General features: G+C 69.6%; 17 protein-coding genes and 3 pseudogenes. 12 read left to right on the top strand and 8 right to left on the bottom strand.

All coding sequences use genetic code 11. From position 1 onward, the window contains the following. Nucleotides 1–25: 25 nt before the first annotated feature. Nucleotides 26–322: pseudogene (locus tag OV079_RS59655) on the bottom strand (FG-GAP repeat domain-containing protein); the annotation flags it as partial. A gap of 1410 nt (nucleotides 323–1732) precedes the next feature. Here OV079_RS59655 and OV079_RS45050 point away from each other — a divergent pair. Then, nucleotides 1733–2812, top strand: a complete 1080-nt coding sequence (locus OV079_RS45050) for a hypothetical protein (protein WP_267776051.1) — start codon at nucleotides 1733–1735, stop codon at nucleotides 2810–2812. A 242-nt stretch (nucleotides 2813–3054) separates the two neighbouring features. On the opposite strand, the gene OV079_RS45045 is transcribed toward OV079_RS45050, so the two are convergent. Beyond that, nucleotides 3055–5178 (bottom strand): FG-GAP repeat domain-containing protein, encoded by a 2124-nt coding sequence (locus tag OV079_RS45045; RefSeq protein WP_267776049.1) that lies wholly within the window; start codon nucleotides 5176–5178, stop codon nucleotides 3055–3057. Between the two features lie 1450 nt (nucleotides 5179–6628). Here OV079_RS45045 and OV079_RS45040 point away from each other — a divergent pair. From OV079_RS45040 to OV079_RS45015, 7 genes and pseudogenes are all read left to right on the top strand, one after another. Continuing rightward, nucleotides 6629–7441 carry a hypothetical protein gene (locus OV079_RS45040; RefSeq protein ID WP_267776047.1) on the top strand — a complete coding sequence of 271 codons (813 nt, stop codon included), beginning with the start codon at nucleotides 6629–6631 and terminating at the stop codon, nucleotides 7439–7441. Nucleotides 7442–7464: 23 nt separating this feature from the next. Then, the gene (locus OV079_RS45035; RefSeq protein WP_267776046.1) at nucleotides 7465–8463 is read left to right on the top strand and encodes a WD40/YVTN/BNR-like repeat-containing protein; all 999 of its coding nucleotides are present in this window, start codon (nucleotides 7465–7467) and stop codon (nucleotides 8461–8463) included. Nucleotides 8464–8577: 114 nt separating this feature from the next. Beyond that, nucleotides 8578–8919, top strand: a complete 342-nt coding sequence (locus OV079_RS45030) for a hypothetical protein (protein WP_267776044.1) — start codon at nucleotides 8578–8580, stop codon at nucleotides 8917–8919. Between the two features lie 62 nt (nucleotides 8920–8981). Continuing rightward, on the top strand, nucleotides 8982–9545 hold the full coding sequence (locus OV079_RS45025; protein ID WP_267776043.1) for a paraquat-inducible protein A: 564 nt from the start codon (nucleotides 8982–8984) through the stop codon (nucleotides 9543–9545). 276 nt (nucleotides 9546–9821) lie between these two features. Continuing rightward, on the top strand, nucleotides 9822–9941 hold the full coding sequence (locus tag OV079_RS59650; protein ID WP_420829455.1) for a hypothetical protein: 120 nt from the start codon (nucleotides 9822–9824) through the stop codon (nucleotides 9939–9941). A 75-nt stretch (nucleotides 9942–10016) separates the two neighbouring features. Next, nucleotides 10017–10382 carry an ArsR/SmtB family transcription factor gene (locus OV079_RS45020; RefSeq protein WP_267776042.1) on the top strand — a complete coding sequence of 122 codons (366 nt, stop codon included), beginning with the start codon at nucleotides 10017–10019 and terminating at the stop codon, nucleotides 10380–10382. Beyond that, nucleotides 10360–10862 (top strand): annotated as a pseudogene (locus tag OV079_RS45015) (SRPBCC family protein). The gene OV079_RS45020 and the pseudogene OV079_RS45015 overlap by 23 nt, the downstream one beginning before the upstream one ends. A 256-nt stretch (nucleotides 10863–11118) precedes the next feature. On the opposite strand, the gene OV079_RS45010 reads toward OV079_RS45015, so the two are convergent. Both OV079_RS45010 and dusB read right to left on the bottom strand, forming a co-directional pair. Continuing rightward, nucleotides 11119–12375: a radical SAM/SPASM domain-containing protein gene (locus OV079_RS45010; protein WP_267776040.1), complete on the bottom strand. Its 1257-nt coding sequence runs from the start codon at nucleotides 12373–12375 to the stop codon at nucleotides 11119–11121. A gap of 334 nt (nucleotides 12376–12709) precedes the next feature. Then, on the bottom strand, nucleotides 12710–13861 hold the full coding sequence (gene dusB / locus OV079_RS45005) for a tRNA dihydrouridine synthase DusB (RefSeq protein WP_267776037.1): 1152 nt from the start codon (nucleotides 13859–13861) through the stop codon (nucleotides 12710–12712). 135 nt (nucleotides 13862–13996) lie between these two features. Here dusB and OV079_RS45000 point away from each other — a divergent pair, with 135 nt between their 5' ends. After that, nucleotides 13997–15085 (top strand): fibro-slime domain-containing protein, encoded by a 1089-nt coding sequence (locus OV079_RS45000; protein WP_267776036.1) that lies wholly within the window; start codon nucleotides 13997–13999, stop codon nucleotides 15083–15085. 71 nt (nucleotides 15086–15156) lie between these two features. On the opposite strand, the gene OV079_RS44995 is transcribed toward OV079_RS45000, so the two are convergent. Next, nucleotides 15157–15528, bottom strand: coding sequence for an MYXO-CTERM sorting domain-containing protein (locus OV079_RS44995; RefSeq protein WP_267776035.1), 372 nt, complete (start codon nucleotides 15526–15528; stop codon nucleotides 15157–15159). 333 nt (nucleotides 15529–15861) lie between these two features. On the opposite strand from OV079_RS44995, the gene OV079_RS44990 reads away from it, so the two are divergent. Next, a complete protein-coding gene (locus OV079_RS44990) occupies nucleotides 15862–16476 on the top strand; it encodes a hypothetical protein (RefSeq protein ID WP_267776033.1) in 615 nt (204 codons plus the stop codon). Here OV079_RS44990 and OV079_RS44985 read toward each other — a convergent pair. Beyond that, entirely contained in the window at nucleotides 16465–17175 is a 711-nt protein-coding gene (locus OV079_RS44985; RefSeq protein WP_267776031.1) for a hypothetical protein, read from the bottom strand. The genes OV079_RS44990 and OV079_RS44985 overlap by 12 nt on opposite strands. Nucleotides 17176–17287: 112 nt before the next feature. Between OV079_RS44985 and OV079_RS44980 the strand changes: the two genes are divergently transcribed. Then, complete coding sequence (locus tag OV079_RS44980) at nucleotides 17288–18061, top strand: DUF72 domain-containing protein (protein ID WP_267776030.1); 774 nt, start codon at nucleotides 17288–17290, stop codon at nucleotides 18059–18061. A 192-nt stretch (nucleotides 18062–18253) separates the two neighbouring features. Beyond that, on the top strand, nucleotides 18254–18850 hold the full coding sequence (locus OV079_RS44975) for an alpha-ketoglutarate-dependent dioxygenase AlkB family protein (protein ID WP_267776029.1): 597 nt from the start codon (nucleotides 18254–18256) through the stop codon (nucleotides 18848–18850). 318 nt (nucleotides 18851–19168) lie between these two features. Here OV079_RS44975 and OV079_RS44970 read toward each other — a convergent pair. Both OV079_RS44970 and OV079_RS44965 read right to left on the bottom strand, forming a co-directional pair. Further along, a pseudogene (locus OV079_RS44970) lies at nucleotides 19169–19540 on the bottom strand (tetratricopeptide repeat protein); the annotation flags it as partial. 118 nt (nucleotides 19541–19658) lie between these two features. Continuing rightward, a complete protein-coding gene (locus tag OV079_RS44965) occupies nucleotides 19659–22199 on the bottom strand; it encodes a serine/threonine-protein kinase (RefSeq protein WP_267776028.1) in 2541 nt (846 codons plus the stop codon). Nucleotides 22200–22207: the final 8 nt, after the last annotated feature.

Genomic DNA, 22207 nt, shown 5'->3' with positions numbered 1-22207 from the left:
TAGGTAGCGCCGTGGCGAGGTCCATGTGTCCATCCCCATCGAAGTCACCGACGGCGAGACCGACGCTGTCCCGGCCGACCACCCAGTTCGCCACTCCACCGTCGCCCTCCGCTGACGCACCCCAAACGACCGTCAGCACGCCCGAGCCACCGCTCGAGCCCACGAGGTCCTTCTGACCATCGCGATCGAGATCGACATGCGCCACGGCATCGAACTCGAAATCCAACTGGATACGGAGCGCGTCCTCACTCCGCAGACAAGACTCACCGGCCCGCTTGCAATCCCTGGGTACGGAGCACCCGCTCGGTGCACTTTCAATCATCGCCCAGAAGGCCCACGCCGCACCACCGCGCGACTTCACACTCCGAGGAGGCCGAGTAGCCACGAGATCTACATCGTAGTACAATCACCGCCGCGCAACAAGACCGTGGTAGCCCCCGGTCGGATACCCTGCGTCTGGAGGATCCGCTCCGTGCCGCGTCGTCGACGCCCCGCGGGGGCGAGCACGGAGACCTCGCACACCAACTCGCGTCGACGACGCGAGGCGCACATCTGTAGAAGGCGCCGCGAACCGAGCGTGAGGTGCCTCAGCTAGAGGTATTTCATCTTTATTAAGTAGAAATAAGGTGTTGGGTAGAGTATGAACGTAGAAGCGTAGAGCCATGAATCACCGACATCAACGTCTATTCATACAAAACCTGATCCCATCGCTCCTGGGCACCCTGATCAGCGCATGTGGCGACCCTATGGGTACCTCGGATTCGGCCACAGACGCCGTTGAGACGATGAGCCCGACCACCGGAAATCCAACCACCGGCGGGCCCATCGATCCGACGGGAGGGCCCGTTCCCAGCATATATTGCGCGATACCGGAATTCAGCGGTTCTCAAACTGAAGGGAAGAGATACATATGCGAGGGTGGCATTAATGCGGGCAAGATCGACTTCCTGTACTGCGACTCCGACACCACTCCATGCAACACCCCTGATCAGATCATCATCCATTCGCGCCCGTTCCCCGTCGTGCCGACCGAGGGCGACTGTCCCGTCGAACCCTACGTGGAGGCGTGTTGTCTCGAGGCTGTGGAGGACACCGGAGGCGTGCCGGAAGAGGTCGAGTCCGCTTGCCTGTCCGACTGTGCTCACAAGGCCTGCGCAAATGCCCTGGAGGAGCTGCGGGACCTGGCGTTCAGCCCGGACTTCCTCGCGCGCTGCGATGGGAGCACGGACGTCCTAGCCTGCAAGGCCAACCTCAAGACGTCTCTGGAGTACTACGAATCTCAGCTACTCGACACTTTTCAAATGTGCGTGAACTCGGTCGTCGACCCTCAAAAGACGATCAGCCTGGGCACTCCGCCCTGCCTGGGAGAAGGATGCCTGCACGGCCTCGTGCTCGACCTCTCCTGTAACATCGACGAGGTCGAATCGGCACCACCCCCGAGGGCGAGCAAACCTGCACCGAGGCCAAGCACCAGCCTCCGCCGAAGCTCGAGCCGAGTTGCGCCATCACCGGGGGAGACGCGAGCCTCAGCAACGGCACCACGACCTGGAACACCACCGTCATCGAGGGCAGCGCGAGCTATCGCAACTTCTACTGCGACGGCCCCGGGTGTACGTTCGCGCTCGACACCCTCGACCTAGAAATCGCGGACTTCGTAGTTGACGACTACGCTCTTTCCAACATCCAAGTGACGCTCCGCACGCCGGCTCTCGGCCGATCCGACGGCGAAGTCGTGACCTTCCCGCCGGGGGCGATACGGGTCGACATCACGGCGGATACCCGGTGGATCGGGGCCGGCCCCCCGCCGTTCGGCCAGTACGACATCCCCTTCGGCGACACGACGAGCAACTCGACGACCGCCACCGCCTCGTTCGCCAACGGCCGATTCACGCTCGACGAGGTGACCCTGGGTTTCGACACCTTCAGCATCACGGCGTCGCTCGACCCCGCGACGTGTAGCGGGCTGCTGCCGCTCGATTGGCTCGATCTGGGATTCCCCGACGACGAGGAGACCGTGTCGTGGGTCAAGACGGATCCCGAAGACGATGACATCGTCTACGTCGGATATAATGGCGGCGTCATGATCTCCTTCGACGGCGCGAATCCGGAGACGATGGTGTGGGAGACGATCGCCACGGGCATGGACATGAGCGAGAGCCGGTTCGCTATCGATCCGAACGATCCGGAAACGCTTTATGCCGTCATTGGGACTCAAATCTTCGTCTCTCACGACAGGGGAGCGACCCCGTTTACCCTCCTCACCGAACAGCTCCCGACCGGGCTCGGGATTACTGTTCTTCATGCAAGCGCCGACGGGTCGCTCTACGTCGGTACATCCTATAAGTTCGGGCCCCCCGCAGATCCGGGCTCACCGGGCGTGTACAAGTGGGACGGGGGTCCGGGCCCGTTCGTCGAACTCCCATTCGATGAGGACGAGTACGAAGATCCGGGGTCCGCTTACAGTCTTTTCGCACATGTGATCGCAGAAGATGCAGCCAAGGGGATCCTCTATTACGGTGGAGAGATCACCCCCATCCCGGATTTGAATGGGTACGATGCCCCGAACATGCGCTCCGTATCCGGGGGCCCTTGGTCGAACATGAACGCCGGCTTGCTGGATTGGCATGTCACGAGCATCAACGTCGATCCCAACAACTCGAAGGTTTATGCGAAAGAGGAAAACTCCACGCTCTGGGAATCCGACGATTCGGGCGCTTGCTGGCTTCCCTCACGGGCCACGAAGCCCTCTCCATCGTCCTGGACCTCAACGACACCACGCGCATGTTCGCGGGAGCACCGGCTCCCAGCATGAGTTTTCCGACGCGGCGCGGAGGCGTGTGGGTCTCCACCGACGGCGGGCGACATTTCGCGGCGGCGGGGCTTCAAGCGGGCCACCCCGAGCCTGCAGATCCGGCTCGCGACACCACGAGCGTCGCTTTGAACAGCTCTAGCACCCGCATTTTTGCGACTGGCTCGCAGGGGGATGTGGGTTTGTGGACCGCTCCCATTCCGACGAACCTGTGAGGCGCACCGGAAAGCGCCCTCAGCCGGAGGTCACCTAGCTAGCGTCGCCGGCGACGCACGAGCAAGCCCATCATCAGCCCTATCACGCCTCCCGCGTGTGTTTCCCGACAATCGCACCCTTCGGGAGGCGTCGCACCGGCGGAGGTCCCCGCCCCGCCAGTGGTGTCCGTGCCGCCGCAGTCCGAGTCCATACATTTGATACAATCCGCCGAGCAGTCCTCCTCCTCGGCCACATCGCACCGTCCGTCGCCGCAAACACACAGTCCTGCGGACAGCCCAAATCCTCGCCAAGCCCACAGACATTGTCGCCACACACATCCCCGGTGGTGGGATGTTCGTTGCAGGGCCCCCCTCCCCGACCGAGCAGTCGACCGGGCACGACGCATCGAGTTCCAGGGGCTCGCAGATGCAATCGCCACACACGGCGGCGCACGAGATGCAGGAAGGGTCCTCGGGGTCGTCGCACCTCTCCCAGGGATCGACGACGCCGTCGCCGCAGGTATCCGGCGGCAGGACCGAGGCGCCGTACACGGGGCCGCAGCCCTTGTTGCCGGCCGCATCGACGGCGCAGATCCGCCAGCGCAGCGCGCCGGTCGGCTCGGGCCCGATATCGGGGATCGTGAACGAGAAGCGCCACAGCGCCTCGCCGAACCACACGCCGGGCGCGATCTGCTTGTTCGGGTCGTCGTCGGCCAGCGCGATCAATTCGTCGGCCTCGAGGCCGAACGCGAACTCCACGTACGGCAAGCGCCGCCGGTGAGCCGTGAGCGCGTCCTCGGTGAGGTTGTACGCGGCGAGCTGCGGGTCGAAGCGGAAGTCGTGCCAACGAGACGGCACCTTCGCGTCGTCGACCCGGGCTCGGTAGGTCACGCGCTCGCGGTTGTGCACCGACAGCGAGAACAGCTGCGGAACCCCGATCCGCGGCGGCGTGGTGTCCGGGGGCACGCCGTCCTGCGGATCGTCGCTGCCGAACAGGACCGCGTTGCGCTGCAGCTCGTCGCGCACCGCGACCACCGCGTCGTCGCGGCCGTCGTGATCGAGATCGGCCAGCTGAAGCCCGAAGCTCTGCGCCAGCTCGGGGACGACCGGGAACGCCGCGCCGTCGGCCGCCGCCGCGGTCGTGAGCGCGACGCCCGAGTTGAGCAGCAGCCGCGTGTTGACGTCGAGCATCCCCCACCGCAGCCCGGTCACCACCACGTCCGGCGTGCCGTCGTTTTCGAAGTCGAGGGTCGCCGCGTCGAAGTCGAGCTTGACCGGGTTGTCGGCCGGGCCCCAGTACGGCCCCGGATTGGCGAGAAAATCGCCGTGGCCGTCGTTGCGCAGCACCGAGTTCCGACCGCCCCCGGGCGCGTCCTGCAGCGTCAACACGTCGAGCAGGCCGTCGCCGTCGAGGTCGATCGAGGAGAGCGCCGCGAGGACCTGGTCGGCGAGCGCCGGCACCTGGTGCGAGCTGAAGACGCCGGTGCCGTCGTTGAGCAGCACCACCGCCGGGCCCGGCCCGCGGGACGCGACCATCACGTCGAGGTCGAAGTCGTCATCGAAGTCGAAGAGCTCGAGGTCGAGGGACCACGAGACCAGGTTCTCCACGCCCATCGGCAGCTGGCTCCCGGCTTCGACGAACCCGCCCTCCCCGTCGCCCGCCCACAGGCGAAGCGGGCCGCCGAGATCGCCGGCCTCGCCGAACGGCGCGTGCTCTCCCCAATCCGTGGCGATGATGTCGAGGTCGCCGTCGAGGTCGACGTCCCCGAGCTCGAGGTCGCCGATGCTGAGCGACTCGCCCGGCGACAGCTCGTGGCGGACGAAGGTCCCGTCCTCGTTGAGAAGGACGTAGCTCTGCCCGCCGAAGTTGACGCCGACCACCAGATCGGGGTCGCCGTCCTCGTCGACGTCGGCGGCCTTGATCACGTACGCGTTGTCGGGCTCGGCGAAGACCCCTGCTTGCTCGACGAACGCCTGCCCGGCCTCGTTGCGCACCAGCTGGTTGAGCTGAGCGTCGGCGGCGTCGCCGTCGGCGTCGCCGCGGCTGTTGGCGAACACGAGGTCGACGTGGCCATCGGCGTCGAAATCGACGAGCTCGACCTTCTGAGTGACAGCGTCGCCGTCGGCCGGGAGCGAGCGTTGCGGGTCAAATCGCCACGGCGTCGCAGTCGACACGGCTGGGAGGAACGTGAAACCCAGCGCGAACAACACCGCGAGACCCTGCCGCCTCCCGCGAAACAGCTCAGGAACCACGCCCACGTCAGGAATGGATGCCGATGCCGGCATCCTCGTCGTTCGTCGTCGCGGCATGGACTTCATGCTAGAAGAACGCTCGCATCATCGCAAGGCGCGCCGGCGCGACTGGCGCCACCGGCGCAGCGAGCGAAATGCGCGGCTCTGCGGCGGGTCAGCGGGGAACGAGAGCCGAGTAGCGAGCCGAGTGTTCGGCGTCTTATAAGGCAAGCCCGAAGAGCTCGGTTAAGAGCACTTCGCTGCGCCTTGATAGGTCCTTCTGGCTGCATAATCGAGCCCGACACCACCCTATACACAGAGAACGTCTTCACTCTATACGTATGGTAATCGCCGACAAGTACGCGGCGGACCTGCTGCGATGAGTACTTCTCATGACGACAGGCGGGCGCCGATGATCTCCCGAACGACGACTCGGCATGTCAGAGCCGGACACCTCACCGTACACCGCCACCGCGGTCTCGGCCGATACAGCCATCCGTGAGGTCTCTCAGCGAGGCACCCTCTCAATTTATTGTTCGTTGAATCGAGTTCATCCAGAATAGGCCTCTCGCCCGTCGTTGCGTACCAGCAGGATCGCTTTCGGATGCCATCAGGGCATGACTTGACACTAGCATCGCCGATGCTTCACTTCGGCTTTGATTGAGTGGCTGTAACAAGTGGCGCAGGTGCGTGGGCGACCCGTTCGTCGCGGGCCCACGTCGGTGTCGTTCATGATAGGGCCGCAAGTATCCACCCATACTCGTGACGCTCCCCGAACGCTTGCGCCGGTTCCAGATCAGTGACAGAGAGGTACAAATGAAAGACTCTGAGCCTTCCGGGCTTCGACACGGTCACCGCGTCAGCACGTTTCTCATCGTATTCATCTTTGCCGGCTGCGGCGACCCGATCGCCACCTCCGATTCTGCGACATATGGGGAAGAGACGGCAGGGGCCATGACCGCCGAACCAACCACCGGGTCCGGCATGCCTACTACAGGGCAGGTCGATCCGACAGCGGGTCTTCCTCCTAGCGCCTACTGCGCGAACCCCCAATCGCAGGAGGCTCGCACACCGGCACTCGGTACACATGCGAAGGGGCGATCAACGATGGTTCGTTCAGCTTCCAGTACTGCACCTCGGACGACCCGGCCTGCATCGTTCCGGTCTATGCGGCAATGACCTCGAAGAGCTTCCCTTATGAGGCGACCGAGGGGAACTGCCTGCCCATGCCCACCATCGAGGCGTGCTGCGTCGACAGCGTGGAGGAGGATAGCACCGGGGGCTATCCGGAGGAGGTCGAGAGGGCTTGCATCTCGGACTGTGCCCACGAAGCTTGCCGTCTGGCCCTGAAGCGTTTGGAAGAGCTTCATCTGGACCTCAATTTCATAGATCAGTGCGATTTGCCGCCGACCAATCGGCCTGCGAGGCCAACCTTCGATTGTCGCTCGACGCCTACGCTGCCGCTCTGCAGGCCGATTTCGCCGCGTGCGTCAACGCGGTTGTAGACGATGACTGGACGATGTCGCTGGGTACCGCCCCATGTCTGGGCGAAGGATGTTTGCAAGACGCCGTGCTGCATATCTCATGTTCGGTCGATCCGGTCGAGTTCGGCGTCACCGGTGAATCCCCGCAGCCGTGCTACGAGGCTCCCCACCAGCCACCGCCGTTCTTCGAATCGACGTGCGACATCGGTGAAGGCGAGGTGACCATCACCTCGGGAATTGAGACGTGGTCTACGTCGATCACCAGCGGCAGCACCAGCTACCGCAACTTCTTCTGCGAAGATTCGGGCTGCTCGGTGGTGCTCGACGGTCTGGCACTCTCGGTTGACGACTTCGCTGTGGGCGACTATGTCCTCCATCACGTCGAGGTCTCACTGCACACGCCGGCCATCGGCTACATGGACGGACAGGTCGTCACCTTTCCCGCGGGTGCAATTCGGATCGACATCGCCGCCGGCACTCGGTGGGAGGGCGCGGGCACCCCGCCGTTCGGGTACGACCCCCGTTCGCCGACACGACCAGCAACTCGCAACCCGCCACGGCCTCAATCGCCAACGGCAGGCTCATCTTCGATACGGTGGTCTTCGGATACGACGGATACGGTATCACGGTCGAGCTGGAGCCCGCGACTTGTGATTCGCCGCTGCCATTCGCCTGGGTTTGGCTTGGATACCCCGACAACGAGCCGTCAGTCAGTTGGGTGAAGGCAGACCCTGTCCAGCCCGAGGTGCTGTACGTCGGTTACAACGACGGCGTCCTCGTATCCGAGAACTACGGTTTGACCTGGGACGTATTCGCTGCGGGAGATTGGCCGCAGGAAGACCAGTTTGCGTTCGACCCCAACGATCCTGATACGATCTACATGGTCGTCGGTTCGGATATTTACGTCACGCACGACAAGGCCCAAACCCCGTGGACTATGCTCGCGGAACAGCTCCCCGAGGGCTATTCGATCACCACGCTGCACCCGAGCACGGACGGCACCCTATACGTCGGGACATTCAACCCGTTCACCAATCCCGAAGATCCCGGCATCTTCAAGTGGGATGGCGGTCCGGGTCCCTTCGTGTATGTCGAATTTCCGACGAACGCCTACGAGGATCCTCTGAACGCTACCTCGTTGTTCACGCATGTCATCGCGGACGATCCGGCCCATGACATGGTTTACCTAGGCGGAGAGCTCACTCCGGTGCCTGGCTCCGAGTACAACCCGTTTCCCGATCCAGAAGACGATCCGAGCCCGGTCGGTTACGATGCGCCGAACCTTCGGTCGACCTCCGGTGGCTCGACCTGGGAGAATATGAACAACGGCTCGATCAGCTCGCACGTGACCAGTCTCATCGTTGACCCGGGCGACTCGCGGATTTACGCCGCCCAGGAAGGCTCGACGCTGTGGGCCTCGGATGACCTCGGGGTCTGCTGGCAACCGCTCGCCACAGCGGGTTATCCCGCGCTGGTGCTCGACTCGAACGACAACACGCGCTTTTTCGGCGGCTCCTGGGGACCCACGGATGACGTCCCCGAATGGAAGCGCGGTGGCGTGTGGGTCTCGACCGATCGCGGCGCTCATTTCGCCGCAGCGGGCCTGCAAGGCGATCACCCCGTCGTTGGAGATCCGTCACAGTACACCACCAGCGTCGCTGTGAACAGCACCAGCGCGCGAATCTACGCGACAGGATACTTCGGGACTGGCCTGTGGAGCGCGCCGATTCCCGCGGGCCTGTGACACCAAGACGCCAGCGGGCGCGCGTCTGCGCTCGCCTGCATCCGCCCCTCTGGATGCTACGCTCCCGGGCATGCACGACCTCCGCGACGTCGGCGGCACCCCCGGGGGCTCCCCGTGTTTTTGCTCGGCCTCGGCATGCTGGGCGGGGGCGCGTACCTGCTGCTCAACCAGGTCATGGTCCACAGCGGCTACTGGGGCTTCTGGGGCGACAACACCTTCGGCCTCACCTTGCTGCCGCTGCTGTTCGGCATCGGCTGCTTGTTCTACAGCGCGCGTTCGGTCGTCGGCTGGGCGCTCACGGGTCTGGGCGCCGTCTTCATCTTCGTCGGCATCATCGCCAACCTCGAGATCCATTTCCGCCCGACGACCCTGTGGAACACCCTCGTGATCCTCACCCTGCTGGTGGGCGGCCTCGGCCTCGTGTTTCGCTCGCTACGGCCCATGCGGCGGCGCTGAAGCGACCCGGCTCGCGGCCGCGAGCATTGACAGCCCTGGCCGGCGCGTGGTGCCATTCGGACATGGCCCCGCCGCCCTTACTCCCTACGACTCGCCTCTACGCCTGCCCCGCCTGCCGCGAACACATCAAGTCGGACACCTCCACGTGCCCGCACTGCGGCGCCGAGCTGCACCGCGAGAGCCGGCTGGCGCGCGCGGCCTCGGCGGTGATGGTGACCCTGGCGCTCTCGGGTTGCCCCGACAAGGGTGACGACACGATGGGCGGCAGCGGCTCGAGCACCGGCAACACCTCGACGGGCACGGGCACCGACACCACCACCACGGGCAGCACCACCGAGGGCAACACCGGCACCGAGACCGACTCGCCGACCTCCGCGGAGCCCGAGTACGGCGTGCCCGCCACCGACACGATCGGCACCACCGCCAACACCACCCTCGAGCCCGACTACGGCGTCCCCGGCACCACCACCGAGGGCACCGCCGGCACCACCACCCAGGACACCGAGACCGTCGGCGAGCCCGAGTACGGCGTGCCCCAGACCACCAGCGGCCCCGAGCCCGACTACGGCGTCCCCGGCACCACCGGCGGCCCCGAGCCCGACTACGGCGTCCCCGGCACCACCTGAGCGCCCAGCCGCGCGGCTCCGGGCGCCCCGCGAAGCGACTGCTCCCAGGGACAGGCTCCAAAGGCCATGTCCTTCGTGGCATGTCGCTTCTGCCATGTCTTGAACGCCATGCCGTCCGCGCTGAACTGCGCCGCGCCGCTTCGACACGTCGCCGCCGCCCGCGCCCGGAGGGGGTCCGCCACGCCGTCTACGAGGGCGTGCGCAGGGTATCCGTTCCGTGAACCGCGTAGCGACAAGAGAACCTCGAGCGAGCGGAGCCGATCGAGCTGATTCCGGGTGTCGTGGTCCCGGTCGCAGCCACCGGCTGGGGGCGACGATTTCATCTCCGGTGGCGAGGGCCGGGACACCATCTTCGGCGGCGCCGCTCACCTGCGACCCGTGACCGGGGTGGCGTAGCCAGCAGGGACCGCCGCCCAGCGGCGCGCGTCTCCGCTTGCACGCCGGCCGCTCGTGGACTATACACTGAACCAGATGGTTCAGTATTCAAGAGCCCGCCTCGACGACTCGTTCGCCGCGCTCTCGGACATGACCCGACGCGGGGTGCTGGAGCAGCTGGGACGCGCCGACGCCTCGATCACGGAGCTGGCCGAGAAGTTCGACATGACCCTCACGGGCATGAAGAAGCACGTCGGCGTCCTGGAGCAGGTCGGTCTGGTCACCACGGAGAAGGTCGGGCGCGTGCGGACCTGCAAGCTCGGACCGCGCCGGCTGGACGAAGAGGCGGCCTGGCTGGAGCGGTACCGCCAGCTGTGGGCCTCCCGCTTCGACGCACTGGACGAGGTTATCGAAGCACTGAAACAGAAGGAGATGATCGATGGACGCAAGAAGAGAGACTGAGCCCGCCCCCGCGAAGAACCGCACCACCGTGGAACGGACGTCCGACCGTGAGCTGGTCGTCCGGCGGACCTTCGATGCTCCCGCGCGCATCGTGTTCGAGCGTGGACCCAGCCCGAGCTGTTCAAGCGCTGGTGGGTACCGAAGTCGATCGGGATGTCCCTGCTGTCCTGCGAGATGGATGTTCGTGCCGGGGGCAAGTACCGGCTGGTGTTCGACATGAACGGCACGGTGCTGGAGGTCTTCGGTAAGTACATCGAAGTGACCCCGCACTCGCGCCTGGTCTGGACCAACGAGGAAGGGGAGGAGGGAGGAGCGATCACCACGGTGACGTTCGAGGAGAAGGGCGGCCAGACGCTGCTGGTCAAGCACGACCTCTACCCCTCGAAGGCAGCCCTCGACGGCGAGCTCGCCTCCGGGGCGACCGAGGGGATTCCCGTGCAGCTCGAGCAACTGGCCGAGCTGCTCGCCACCCTGGGCTGACCCGCGCCCGGACGACGAAACGCCCGGCCCCCTCGCGGGTTCCGGGCGTTTGCTGCGGAGCGGGATATCGGGTTCGAACCGACGAATCCAGCGACATGAGACCGAGTCGTGCGTCGCTCACCCCTCGCTCGGCAAGTCCCGACGGACCTCCTCCTACGCCAGGCTTCCTCGTGCACGCATGCCCCGCAGAGCATGCTCTTCGGGGCATGTTTCATCGAACATGCCCCATCGGGCATGTCCGAATCGCCAGCCAGCCTCACCCCGCCAGCACGGGCAGCCGCACCGTCGTGCGCGGCGGGGCTGCGTCCCACGGCTCCTCGAGGATCTCGTACAGCCCGAAGTCGTACGGATCGCCGGGGGCGGCCTGGCGCAGGACCACGCGCTCGCGCAGCCCCTTGCGCTTCATCTGCGCCGCCCGGTAGTAGCAGAAGGGGTTGTTGCCGCGCTTGCCGATCGCGCTGTGGGCGGTGAACGAGCAGCCCGCGCGGCACACCTCCGCGTAATAGCAGGACTTGCAAAAGCCCCACAGCTCGGACGTCCCGCGCTCGCGGGCGAACGCGATCTCCGGCGCGTCGTTCCAGATGTCCTCGAGCGCCGCGGTCTTCACGTTGCCGCCGGTGTAGGGCGCCGTCGGCAGCGACGGGCAGCCCTTGATCGTCCCGTCGGACTCGATGCCCATCACGAACTTGCCGGCCGAGCAGCCCTGCCAGTAGCTGTCGGGCGAGCCCGGGCGGGTGCGCAGCAGCTGCTCGTGCGGCCCGAAGTAGCCGAGGTTGTTGCCGAGGCGGACGTGGAACGCCCGCTCCCACGCGATCCCCTGCGCCGCCGCGCGCTGTTGGCACCAGCGCTGGATGTCCGCGAGAGTGTCGATCACCTCGAGCACCATGTACGGCTCGAGCAGCCAGTCGGGGCGGTCGGCCGCGCGGCCCATCGGCGCCGTCATCTGCGCCCGCCACACCGCCACCCCGGCGTCGGCCAGCAGCTCCGCCGTCTCGCGCAGCACGTCCTTGTTGAGGCGGTTGATCTGCGAGTTCGACGTCACCAGCATCCCCGCCTCGCGGGCGTTGCGGATGCCCTTGAGCGCCGCCGCGTGGCTCCCCGGGCTCGCGCGCAGCGTGTCGTGGGCCGCCTCCGGCCCGTCGACCGACACCCCGATGGCCGCCAGCCCGGCCTCGCGCAGCTTGCGACAGCGGTCCTGCGTCAGGCCGCGCCCGCCGGTCTGCATCGTCACGCGGATGCCGGCCTTCGTCATGTGCTCGATGAGCCGGTAACAATCGCCGCGCAGGTACGCCTCGCCGCCGATCAGCGTCACCTCGCGGCTGCCGAGGCGCACCAGCGCGTCGGCCACCTCGAGCAGCTCCTCGGTGTTCAGCTCGTCGGGCCGCGCGTCGCCGGCCCGCGACCCGCAGTGCGCACACTCGTGGTCGCAGCGCAGCGTCGTCTCCCACACCACGTAGATCGGTCGCGGCTGCCTCAAGTCGTCCGGGCGCAGCGCGCGTGCAGGCGAGTTCATACGGCCATCCTACCCGATCGGGCCGCGCCGCGTCCTCCCGGGCGTACGGTCCCGGTCTCCAGGAGCGGCGCGATACGGGCCCCACCGGCGAGCGCGACCATGAGCGAGGCGAACGGAAGCCCATCGCGCGGCGCCCTCGCGTCCGCGAGGCGACGCGCAGCTCGGCCGCCGACGTGGCCTGAATGCGGTCGCTCGCACCGCGAGCGCATGGCACCGCGGGGCGACGCTCGCAGGTCGGCCGCCGACGTGGCGTGCGCCCGACCGCGGCCGCTCGCACCCGCGAGTGCGCGGCGCCTCGAGGTCACGACATTTTTGTCTCACCGCAGCGACGAGGTCAGCCGCCCGAGTCGGCGTCCTCGGCGTCGGGGCCGGGCGGCGTCGCGTCGGCGAGGTCTTCGAGGTAGCCGTGCGGCAGCGCGACCTTCTGCGGCGCCCCGCTCTTGCCGCGCACGATCGGCCCCGCCGGGAACGGCTCGGCGAGGTCGACTTCGCCCGCCAGCGCCGCCAGCTCGGCCAGGCGCTGGGCCTGCATCAGCTTCGGCACCACCGGCTCGGCGCTGTGAAAGCCCAGCGTGTACCAGCGCGCGTGCTTGCGGAACGCCGCCATGGCTGGCTCTTCGGACATCCACGCGCACAGCCGCTCCGCGTGCTCCAGCATGACCGCCCACACCTCGCCGAGCGACGGCGGGGCCGGCGGCGGCGCGCCGGCGAACGCGGCCGCCAGCTCGCGGAACAGCCACGGTCTGCCGAGGCAGCCGCGGCCGACCACGACCCCGTCGCAACCTGTCTCTCGGACCATGCGCAGCGCGTCGTCGGCCTCCCAGATGTCGCCGTTGCCGAGCACGGGGATCGTCCGCACCGCCCGCTTGAGCGCCGCGATCGCCTCCCAGCGGGCCGCCCCCGAGTACAGCTGCGCGGCCGTCCGCGCGTGCAAGGCGACCGCGGCGCAGCCCTCCTCCTCGCCGATGACGCCCGCTTGCAGGTACGTCAGCAGCTCGTCGTCGATGCCCATGCGGAACTTCATCGTCACCGGCACCGCGCCGGCCGCCTCGACCGCGCCCCGCACGATCGCGCGCAGCAGGTTGGGCTTGACCGGGATCGCCGAGCCGCCGCCCTTGCGCGTCACCTTGCGCACCGGACAGCCGAAGTTGAGGTCGATGTGATCGACCCGCCCCTCGCCGACCAGGAAGCGCACCGCACCCGCGATCGTCGCCGGGTCGACGCCGTAGAGCTGGAGGCTGCGCGGCGACTCGTCGGCGCCGAAGTCCGACAGCTGCAGGCTGCGCGCGTCGCCGCGCACCAATGGCCCCGCGGTGATCATCTCGCTGACGTAGAGCCCGGCGCCGAACCGGCGGCACAGCGCGCGGAACGGGTAATTCGTGATGCCCGCCATCGGTGCGAGCACGACCGGCGGCCACACCCGCAATGGCCCGATCTGCAACGCGGACGTCTCGTCCGACTCGCGCTTCGCCTCCGCCGTCGTCACGCCGCGCTCATAACACAGGGCCTTCCTCTCGCACAGAGCGGCGCGCACGGCAGCGACGTAGGTGGCGTGCGGTGGCAAATCCACCGTTGACGGTTCGCGGCGGCCGCGGCCACGATAAGGGGCATGAGATTTGGAATGATGGGACGCGAAACCGCGGTCGCGCTGCTGCTCGCGACCGCCTGCGGCGATTCGGGCAACACGACCGCCGGCGCCGACGGCACCGAGACCCAGGCCAGCACCACCGACACCAGCGCGGGCACCGCCGGCGACCCGACCGGAGGCGCCAGCGACAGCGAGACCGGCACGCCGACGACCTCGGCCGGCAGCAACTCGGGCGCCAGCGAGACCGCCACGACGACCACCACCGGCGAGACCGCGACGACCAGCACCACCGCGCCGACCACCGAGACCGGGCCCGACACGACGACCACCACGACGTCGCCCGGCACCACCACCGAAGAGACCACCAGCGACACCACGACCACCGGTGACACCACGACCACCGGCGACACCACCATGGGCGTCGACGACACCGGCGTGAGCAGCACCACCGCCGACACGACCACCAGCACGAGCGAGCCCGACACGACCACCGGCGACCTCCCGTGCGGCAGCGTGCTCAAGGCGACGATCCGCGACTTCGCCTTCGCTCACCCCGACTTCGAGAACTACAGCGGCAACGGGGCCTACAAGGGCCTCGTCGAGCAGAACCTCGGCCCCGACGAGAAGCCGACCTACGCCCACCCCGGCCCGACGCCGCAGACCAGCGGGCCGGCCGCGTTCGCCCAGTGGTACAACGACGTGCCCGGCGTCAATCACACCTTCCAGGTCGATCTGCCGCTGACGGAGGTCCAACCCGGCCTCTATCAGTTCGCCGACAACACCTTCTTCCCGATCGACGGCCTCGGGTTCGGCAACGAGGGCCAGCCCAACAACTTCGCCTTCACCACCGAGATCCACACGACCTTCTTCTACAACGGCGGCGAGGTGTTCACCTTCATCGGCGACGACGACGTGTGGGTGTTCATCAACGGCAAGCTGGCCCTCGACCTCGGCGGCCTCCACCCGCAGCTGCAGGACTCGGTCAACCTCGACAACGCCGCGAACGCGCTCGGCATCGTCAAGGGGATGTCCTACTCGCTCGACGTCTTCCACGCCGAGCGCCACACCAACGAGTCGAACTTCCGCATCGACACGACGATCGCCTGCTTCGTGCCGATGTGACGCCCGCGCTGCCGTGATGATATGACCGAACAGACATGTCCTTCACGGCATGTCCGTTCAGCCATGATCGTTCACCGGCGACGGCGCCGCCCCAGCCACGGCAGCAGCAGCGCCAGGACGCCCCAGCCGCTCGCGCCCGGGTCCGCCGCGCACGCGCAGCCGTCCTTGCCCGTGTCCGAGCCGGCGGTCGCAGAGTCGCTCGCGCCCTCGGAGTCGCCGGCGGTCTCGCTCGCCTCGGTGGTCGGCGGCTCGCCTCCCGACTCGGAGTCGCTGCTCTCGCCGGTCTCCGCGCCCGTGGTCGGCGCGGTGCCCTCGGGCCACGGCGTGCACGCGGCGGGATCCCACGCCCGCGGCACCAGGTCGCTGGTGACGAGGCAGGTGTACGGCTGCTCCGCGCAGGCGGCCAGCGCCGGCGCGGGGTCCACCGCTTGCTCGCCCAGCATGGCCTCGAGCTCTTGACCGACGCACACCTCCGGCCCGAGCAGCTCCTCCCCGGTGGCCGCTGGATCGCCTTCACCTGGCCGCACATCGACACGAAGCTCTGCGCCGCCACCTGATCCGCTCCCGGCGGGAACGCAAACGTGCCGCCGCTCGACTCGAACACGTAGCCGACCTGGCCGTGGACCATCCCCACCGCCTCCGGGTCGAGCGACAGCGTGGCGTCGAGCCGGCCGAGCCCGTCACGCCAGGCGCAGGTCCCCTGCGCCCACTCGATGCCTATCCCGCAATTGTCGACGAAGGTCTCGGTCGGGAACGCGCCGTCGCAGCACACCAGAGTGTCGAAGTCGATCTGCGGCAGCACGGTCACCGCCGCCTCGCCCGTCAGCTCCGGCACCACCAGCGGCGCGGTCGTCTCGGCGCTGCTCCCCACGGTGAACAATTTCTCGAGCGGCTTCGGCACGTCGGAGGTGCACATCAGCGCCGCGTTGTCGACCGTCACGGTCGCCTCGAACAGCGAGTCGGCCGGCAGCGGCGCCGCCGGTCGCCACACGATCGCCCGCAGCGACTCGACCGCCACCACCGTCCCCGGCACCTCGGGCCCGCCGCCCATCGGCGTCACCACCACGCTCGTCGCCGCCTCGATCGACGCCGCCGAGAAGTACGTCGACGACCCGTCGGCGTACACCGGCCGCCACACCAGCGCGCCGTCGATCGGGATGGCCTCGACGGTCACCAGCTCGAGGTCGGCCAGGCACTCGTCGGCGCTCGGGTCACACGCCTGCGCGGCGCTCGGGGTCAGCACGGCCGCGAGCGCGACCAGTCCGAGGCAACTCGCGGGGATCCATCTTTCCGTAAGAGACATGCGGCCGAGCATCGCACGAAGCGGCGCGGCGCGCCCGGCCGCGAACTCGAGCCCCGGGCTCGTCCTCGCGCCCGCGTCACCACGGTAACTGCGGCGCGAACGAGGCCGCGAAGTCGGCGAACGCGTGCTCCCAGATCGCCATCGTCAACGCCGGCCCGACCGCCGTAAACAGGTAGGTCTCGCCGCGGTACTCGACGATCGCCGCCATCATGCGGTAGTTGGGGTCGTTGTAGCGCTCCTTCGCGTCGGGCCCGACCGGAGCCGCGTAGGTGCCGGCCATGTCGGCGAGCGTGACCTCGAGCGGACCGCGGACCATCTCCTGCACCCGGACCTGCTCGTCGGCCAGCGGCGCCCCGGCCTCGGTCATGAATTGCGAGCGCCACTGGCGGACGTACGCCGTCGGCTCGACCCCGGCCGTGGCGAAGCGGGTGATGTCCAGGCGCGCCTCGCCTCCGGGCCCGGGCAGGACGAAGCCCGCCCCCGCGTCGGCCGGCGCCGCGACCCACTCCACGGGCACGCGGAAGAACAGGCGGTCGACCGCCTCGACGCGCGTGCGCCCGCTGAGGTGCACCTCCGTCGCGTTGATGGCGGGCCGCGGCGTCCGCGGGTTCATCCCCGGCGGCGGCGACGTGGTCGGCGGCAGCGGGTCCTTGTACGACGACGCCCGCGTGTCGATCGCCGCCACCACCGCGAACGGGTCGGCCTGCGTCTCCTTCATCACTTCGGGCTCGCGCTGGCAAGCGACCAGCGCGAGCGCGGCGAACCAGCGCGAGAGACCACGCGACATCACGCCGGAGTCTTAGCAAACGGCCCCCGCGCGACAACCGGGCCGGGCCGCCGCGACTGCGCGCAATCCGTTCGCGGTTGCTCGCGGCGCGGCTTGTGTCAAGCCCGGGCGCGTGTTGTGGATCGGCACCTCGGGCTGGCAATACCGCGACTGGCGCGGCCGCTTCTATCCCGCCGAATTGCCGCAGCACCGCTGGCTGTCGCACTACGCGGCCGCCTTCCGCACCGTCGAGCTCAACAACAGCTTTTACCGCCTGCCCGACGCTGACACCTTCGCCGCCTGGCGCCGCGACACCCCCGCCGACTTCGTGATCGCCACCAAGGCCAGCCGCTTCCTGTCGCACATGAAGCGCCTCAAAGATCCGGAGGAACCGGTCGCTCGCCTGCTAGAGCGCGCCTGCCGGCTCGGCGACAAGCTGGGCCCGGTGCTGGTCCAGCTGCCGGCGCGGATGGCCCGCGACCGCGAGCGCCTCGAGCACTTCCTCGCGGTGTGGCCCGCGCGTCCGCGCCTGGCGATCGAGTTTCGCCACCCGTCCTGGTTCACCCCCGAGACCTTCGCCGCGCTGCGCCGCCGCGACGTCGCGCTGTGCCTCACCGACGTCGACGGCCGGCCCCAGGGCCCGCTCGAGCGGACCGCCGACTGGGGCTACGTCCGCCTGCATCGGGGCACCGCCGCCCCGCGCCCGTGCTACGGCGTCACGGCGCTGGCCTCGTGGCTCGCGCGGATCTCCCGGCTCTACGCCGACCGCCGCGACGTCTTCGTCTTTTTCAATAATGACCCGCGCGCGTGCGCGGTCGCCAACGCGGCCCGCTTCGGTCGCCTCGCCGACGCCGCCGGCCGCGAGCGCACCCGCACGCCGGATCCCGCCGACGTCGAGCCCGGCTGAGCGCCCGGGCCGGGGGTCGCCGGCGACGGCGGGGCGCGCCGAGAGCGACGCGACTTCTGGCGGTCGTCCTCGTGCGCGAGCACGAGGCCCGGGCGCCGCAGAGTTACACCTCCCCGTTCGCTTCTCGCCCGCCGCGGCGTACCATGTCGGCCTCGCCGTCCGGCGCGCTCTCTGTTCCCGAGGACATGTCATATGAGCCAGGTAACCATCCTCGCCGACGCCGACGGCGCGCTCGTCGACTACGACGCCGAGTTCCTCGGCGCGGGCGAGCGGTCGGCGCTGCTCGCCGAGCTCGCGCAGGTCCAGGACCGCTTCGACCGCGACCGCGTGGTGATGTACGGCAAGACGATCGACTCGCCGCGAATGGTGTGCGCCTTCGGCGACGACGGCCTGCATTACCGCTACGCCGGGGTCGACCGCACCACGCACCCGTGGCCGCCGCACCTCCGGGCCGCCCGCGACCGCATCGCCGCGGTCTGCGGCCACCCCTTCAATTATGCCCTCGTCAACCTCTACCGCACCGGCGACGACTACATCGGCTGGCACGCCGACAAGGTCAGCGACCTCGTCCCCGGCTCCGCGATCGCCAGCCTCAGCCTCGGCGCCGCGCGGCCGTTCCAACTGCGCCACAAGAGCTCCGGCGAGCTGCACGAGGTCCTGCTCGCGTCCGGCAGCCTGCTGGTGATGCGCGGCACCTGCCAGCAATTCTACAAGCACGCGCTGCCGAAGCGGCGCGGCGTGAGCGAGCCGCGCTTCAACGTCACCTTCCGCCACGTGCGCGCCGGGTGATCGCGAAGCATGTCCCGATGGACAAATGTCAATAGTGGCGCCTCCGCCTCGCACGGGCTCGTTCCGATACTTTAGCCTGGCGCGGAGGACATGTCCCGATAGACATATGATATTCACCCGTTTCGCGTGCGAGTCGTTCGCCGGGGTCGAGCACCGCCGCGCGGCTCTTCGAGCACGTCGACGACGCCCACGATCGCGCCCCCCATTGCGCCCCGGGCCGATGTGGACGGCGGAGCGCACGAACGCGGAGGTCGTGGACTCGCCGTCCACGACCCGCGCGTGGTGGCCTCGCAGGCCACTGCCAGGCCGCGCGGCCGGTCAGCGGGCGGCGAGCCAGGTCCGAACGACGTCTGCCTCGCTCGCGTAGCCGTCGGCGGCGGCCAGCACCGCGAGGGCGGCCTCGGCGAGGCGACGCGCGGCTTCCGGGTCGTCGGCGGCGAGCAGGACGGCGCGATCGAAGCGCACCTGCGCCAGCGCGGGCAGGTCGGCGTCGGCCTCGGCTTCGTAGATCTGCTCGGCGCGCTCGAGGTGCCCGCGCGCCTGCGAGCTGCGCCCCGCGGCCGCTTCGCAGAGGCCCAGCAGCGCCAGCGTCTGGGCCGTGCGCGGGTTGTCCTCGGCGACGACCTCGGCGAGCACGGCGACGGCGGCCTCGCTGGCGACGAGCGCCTCGTCGTGGCGGCCCAGCGCCCGGTACGCGCGCGCCTCGAGCTGCGCGCGCGCGCCAGCGACAGCCCGAGGCTGGGGACGCGGCGCAGCTGCTGGGCCACCGAGCGCGCGGCGGTCAGGGCCTCCGCGGGGCGGCCGAGCGTCAGCTCAAGCTCGGCGCGGTCGCTCTCCAGCTCGAGGCGCCGCGCGTGGCCGGGCGGGAGCGCCTGCGCGAGCAGGGCCTCGGCGCGCGCGAGGTGCTGTCGGGCGGCGGCACCGTCCCCGGCGAGGGCGGCGGCGTGGGCCTGCAACACGGCGATGTTGGCGGCGGCGAGCGGGTCGTCGCTGCGCGCGAGCAAGGTCTGGGCGATGGCGAGGTGGTCGAAGGCCTCGCCCGGCCTCCGGCGCACGGTGGCCAGCCACGCCAGTGCGGCTCGACGAAGGCGAGGGCGGCGTGGTCGGGGTCGGGGCGGGCCTCGGCGTCCGCACGCACGCCGAGCAGGAGCGCCTCGGCGTCCGCCAGGCGGCGGTGCTTGAGGGAGGCCATGCCCAGGTTGGCGCGCACCAGCAGGGTCGTCGGATGGGCGGCGCCGAACGCCCGCTCGCCGATCGTCAGCGCGGCCCGCAGGGCCTCGATCGCGGCCCCGGTGCGGTAGAGGTCGTTGCGCAGGGTCCCGAGGTTGGCGTGGGTGTAGACCAGCTCGCCCGCGTCGGGGCCGACGGCGGCGGTCTTGGCCGCGATCGCGGCGACGAACAGCGCCTCGGCGCGGCCCCAGTCGCTCTGGCCGAGAGCCACGGCGCCGGCGTTGTTGAGGAGCTCGCCGCGCAGAGCGTCGGGGTCGTCGACGCGGCCCAGCAGGGCGAGGGCGACCTCCTGATCGCGGGCGGCGTCGGCGGGCTGGCCGAAGCGGTAGCCGCGGACGTAGATCCGGCGAGCCAATGCCTCGGCGGCGACGCGGTCGTGGCCGCTGCTCAGGCCGTCGCGGAAGGCCGCGGTGAAGGCCTCGTCGGCGGCCGCGGGGTCGCGGCCGAGGAGGGCGCGACCGCGGTACAGCGCCAGCTCGGCGGCGAAGGGGCGGTGCCCGGTGGCGGCGAGCTCGGGCGCGAGGGCGTCGGCGGCCGCGACGGCGCGGTCGTAGAGGCCGGCGCTCTCGAGGGCGCGCACGCGGGCGAGGCCGGCCTGGAAGCGCGCGACGGCGGACGCGACGGCCGGGTCTCGCGGCGGGCGCAGGGGATCGGCGAGCAGGGCGTCGAGGTCGCCGCAGGCGGCGATCGGCGGCAAGGCGTCGGCGGCCAGCGCCGCGCCCTGCAGGGTCGCGTCGTCGACGTGGGCGAGCACGTCGGTGAGCGCCGCGAGGTCGGTGCGCCGCAGCTCGAGGCAGCGCATGCGCAGGTCGTACTGGGTGTCCGACTGGCGACCGGCGCGGTGGGCCTGGCAGGCGTCGTCGTGCATGGTCGCCCAGTCGGCGGCGTAGGCGGCGAGGCGGGCCTCGAGGTGGGCCCAGGTGGCCGGCGCGTAGGGCTGGCGGAGGGCGAGCATGGCCGCGCCGAGCTGCTCGCGCCGGGGGTCGTCCCAGACGCCGCGCAGGGCGGCCGCGCCGTCGGGACAGGCCTGGGCCTCGGAGGCGGCGAAGAACCAGCCGCAGAGCAGGCCGAACGCGCCCAGGGCGGCGCCGAACAGGCCGGTGCGGAGGCGGCGGCGATGGGCCCGGGCCGGGTCGTCGGCGAGGGCGGCCAGCAGCGCGTCCATCGACGGATAGCGGCGCGCCGGGTCGGCCGCCAGGCCGCGCACGACGGCCCGCCGCAGCCACGCCGGGACGGTCGCCCCGGGCGGGGCCGCCTGGACCTCGCCGCGCTCGATCGCCGCGCGCAGGGCCGCCACCGAGGTGCGCGGGAACGGCGGCGCGCCGTACAGCGCCTCGTAGGCCGTGACGCAGAAGCTGAACTGGTCGCTGCGCTCGTCGCAGGCCAGGCCGGCGTGCTGCTCGGGGGCCATGTACGCGGGCGTGCCCAGGACCGCGCCGGCCCGCGTGAGCGCGAGCTGCAGCATCCGCCGCCCGGACGAGGCGGGCACCGGCGCCGGCTCGGTCTCGCCGGTGTCGAAGGCCCGCGCGAGCCCGAAGTCGGCCACCTTCACGCTGCCGTCGACGCCGACCAGGGTGTTGTGCGGCTTGTAGTCGCGGTGGACGATGCCGGCCCGGTGCGCCGCCGCGAGGCCGCGACCGGACGCGAGCAGCACCGGCAGCACCTCCTGCCAGCCGCGGGCCTTCGCGGCCAGCCAGGCGTCGAGGCTCTGGCCGCGGACGAACTCCATGGCGATGAAGTGCTGCGCGCCGAGGCCGACGACCTCGAACACCGAGACGATGTTGGGATGCGACAGGCGGGCCATGGCCTGCGCCTCGCGCAGCAGCCGGTCGTCGTTGCGGCCGCCGTCGTGGTGCAGCAGCTTGAGCGCGACCTTGCGGTCGAGCAGCTCGTCGTAGGCGGCGTACACCACGCCCATGCCGCCCTCGCCGAGGCGCCCCAGCACGGTGAAGCGACCGAGCCGCACGGGCGCGGCGGCGGGGCTTCCGAGGCGCCCCAGCTCGTCGGCCAGCGCGTCGTCGGGCGCGAGCGTGACCCGGGAGAGCTCGGCGAGCTCGAAGGAAGCGGCCCGCGGCGACGCGGCCTCGATGGCCGCGGTGGTGGCGGTCCGGAGCGGCACCGTGTCTC

The sequence above is a fragment of the Nannocystis pusilla genome (genome assembly GCF_026626665.1).
Lineage (GTDB): Bacteria > Myxococcota_A > Polyangia > Nannocystales > Nannocystaceae > Nannocystis > Nannocystis pusilla.
This window is presented reverse-complemented; position numbering and strand designations above follow the sequence as displayed.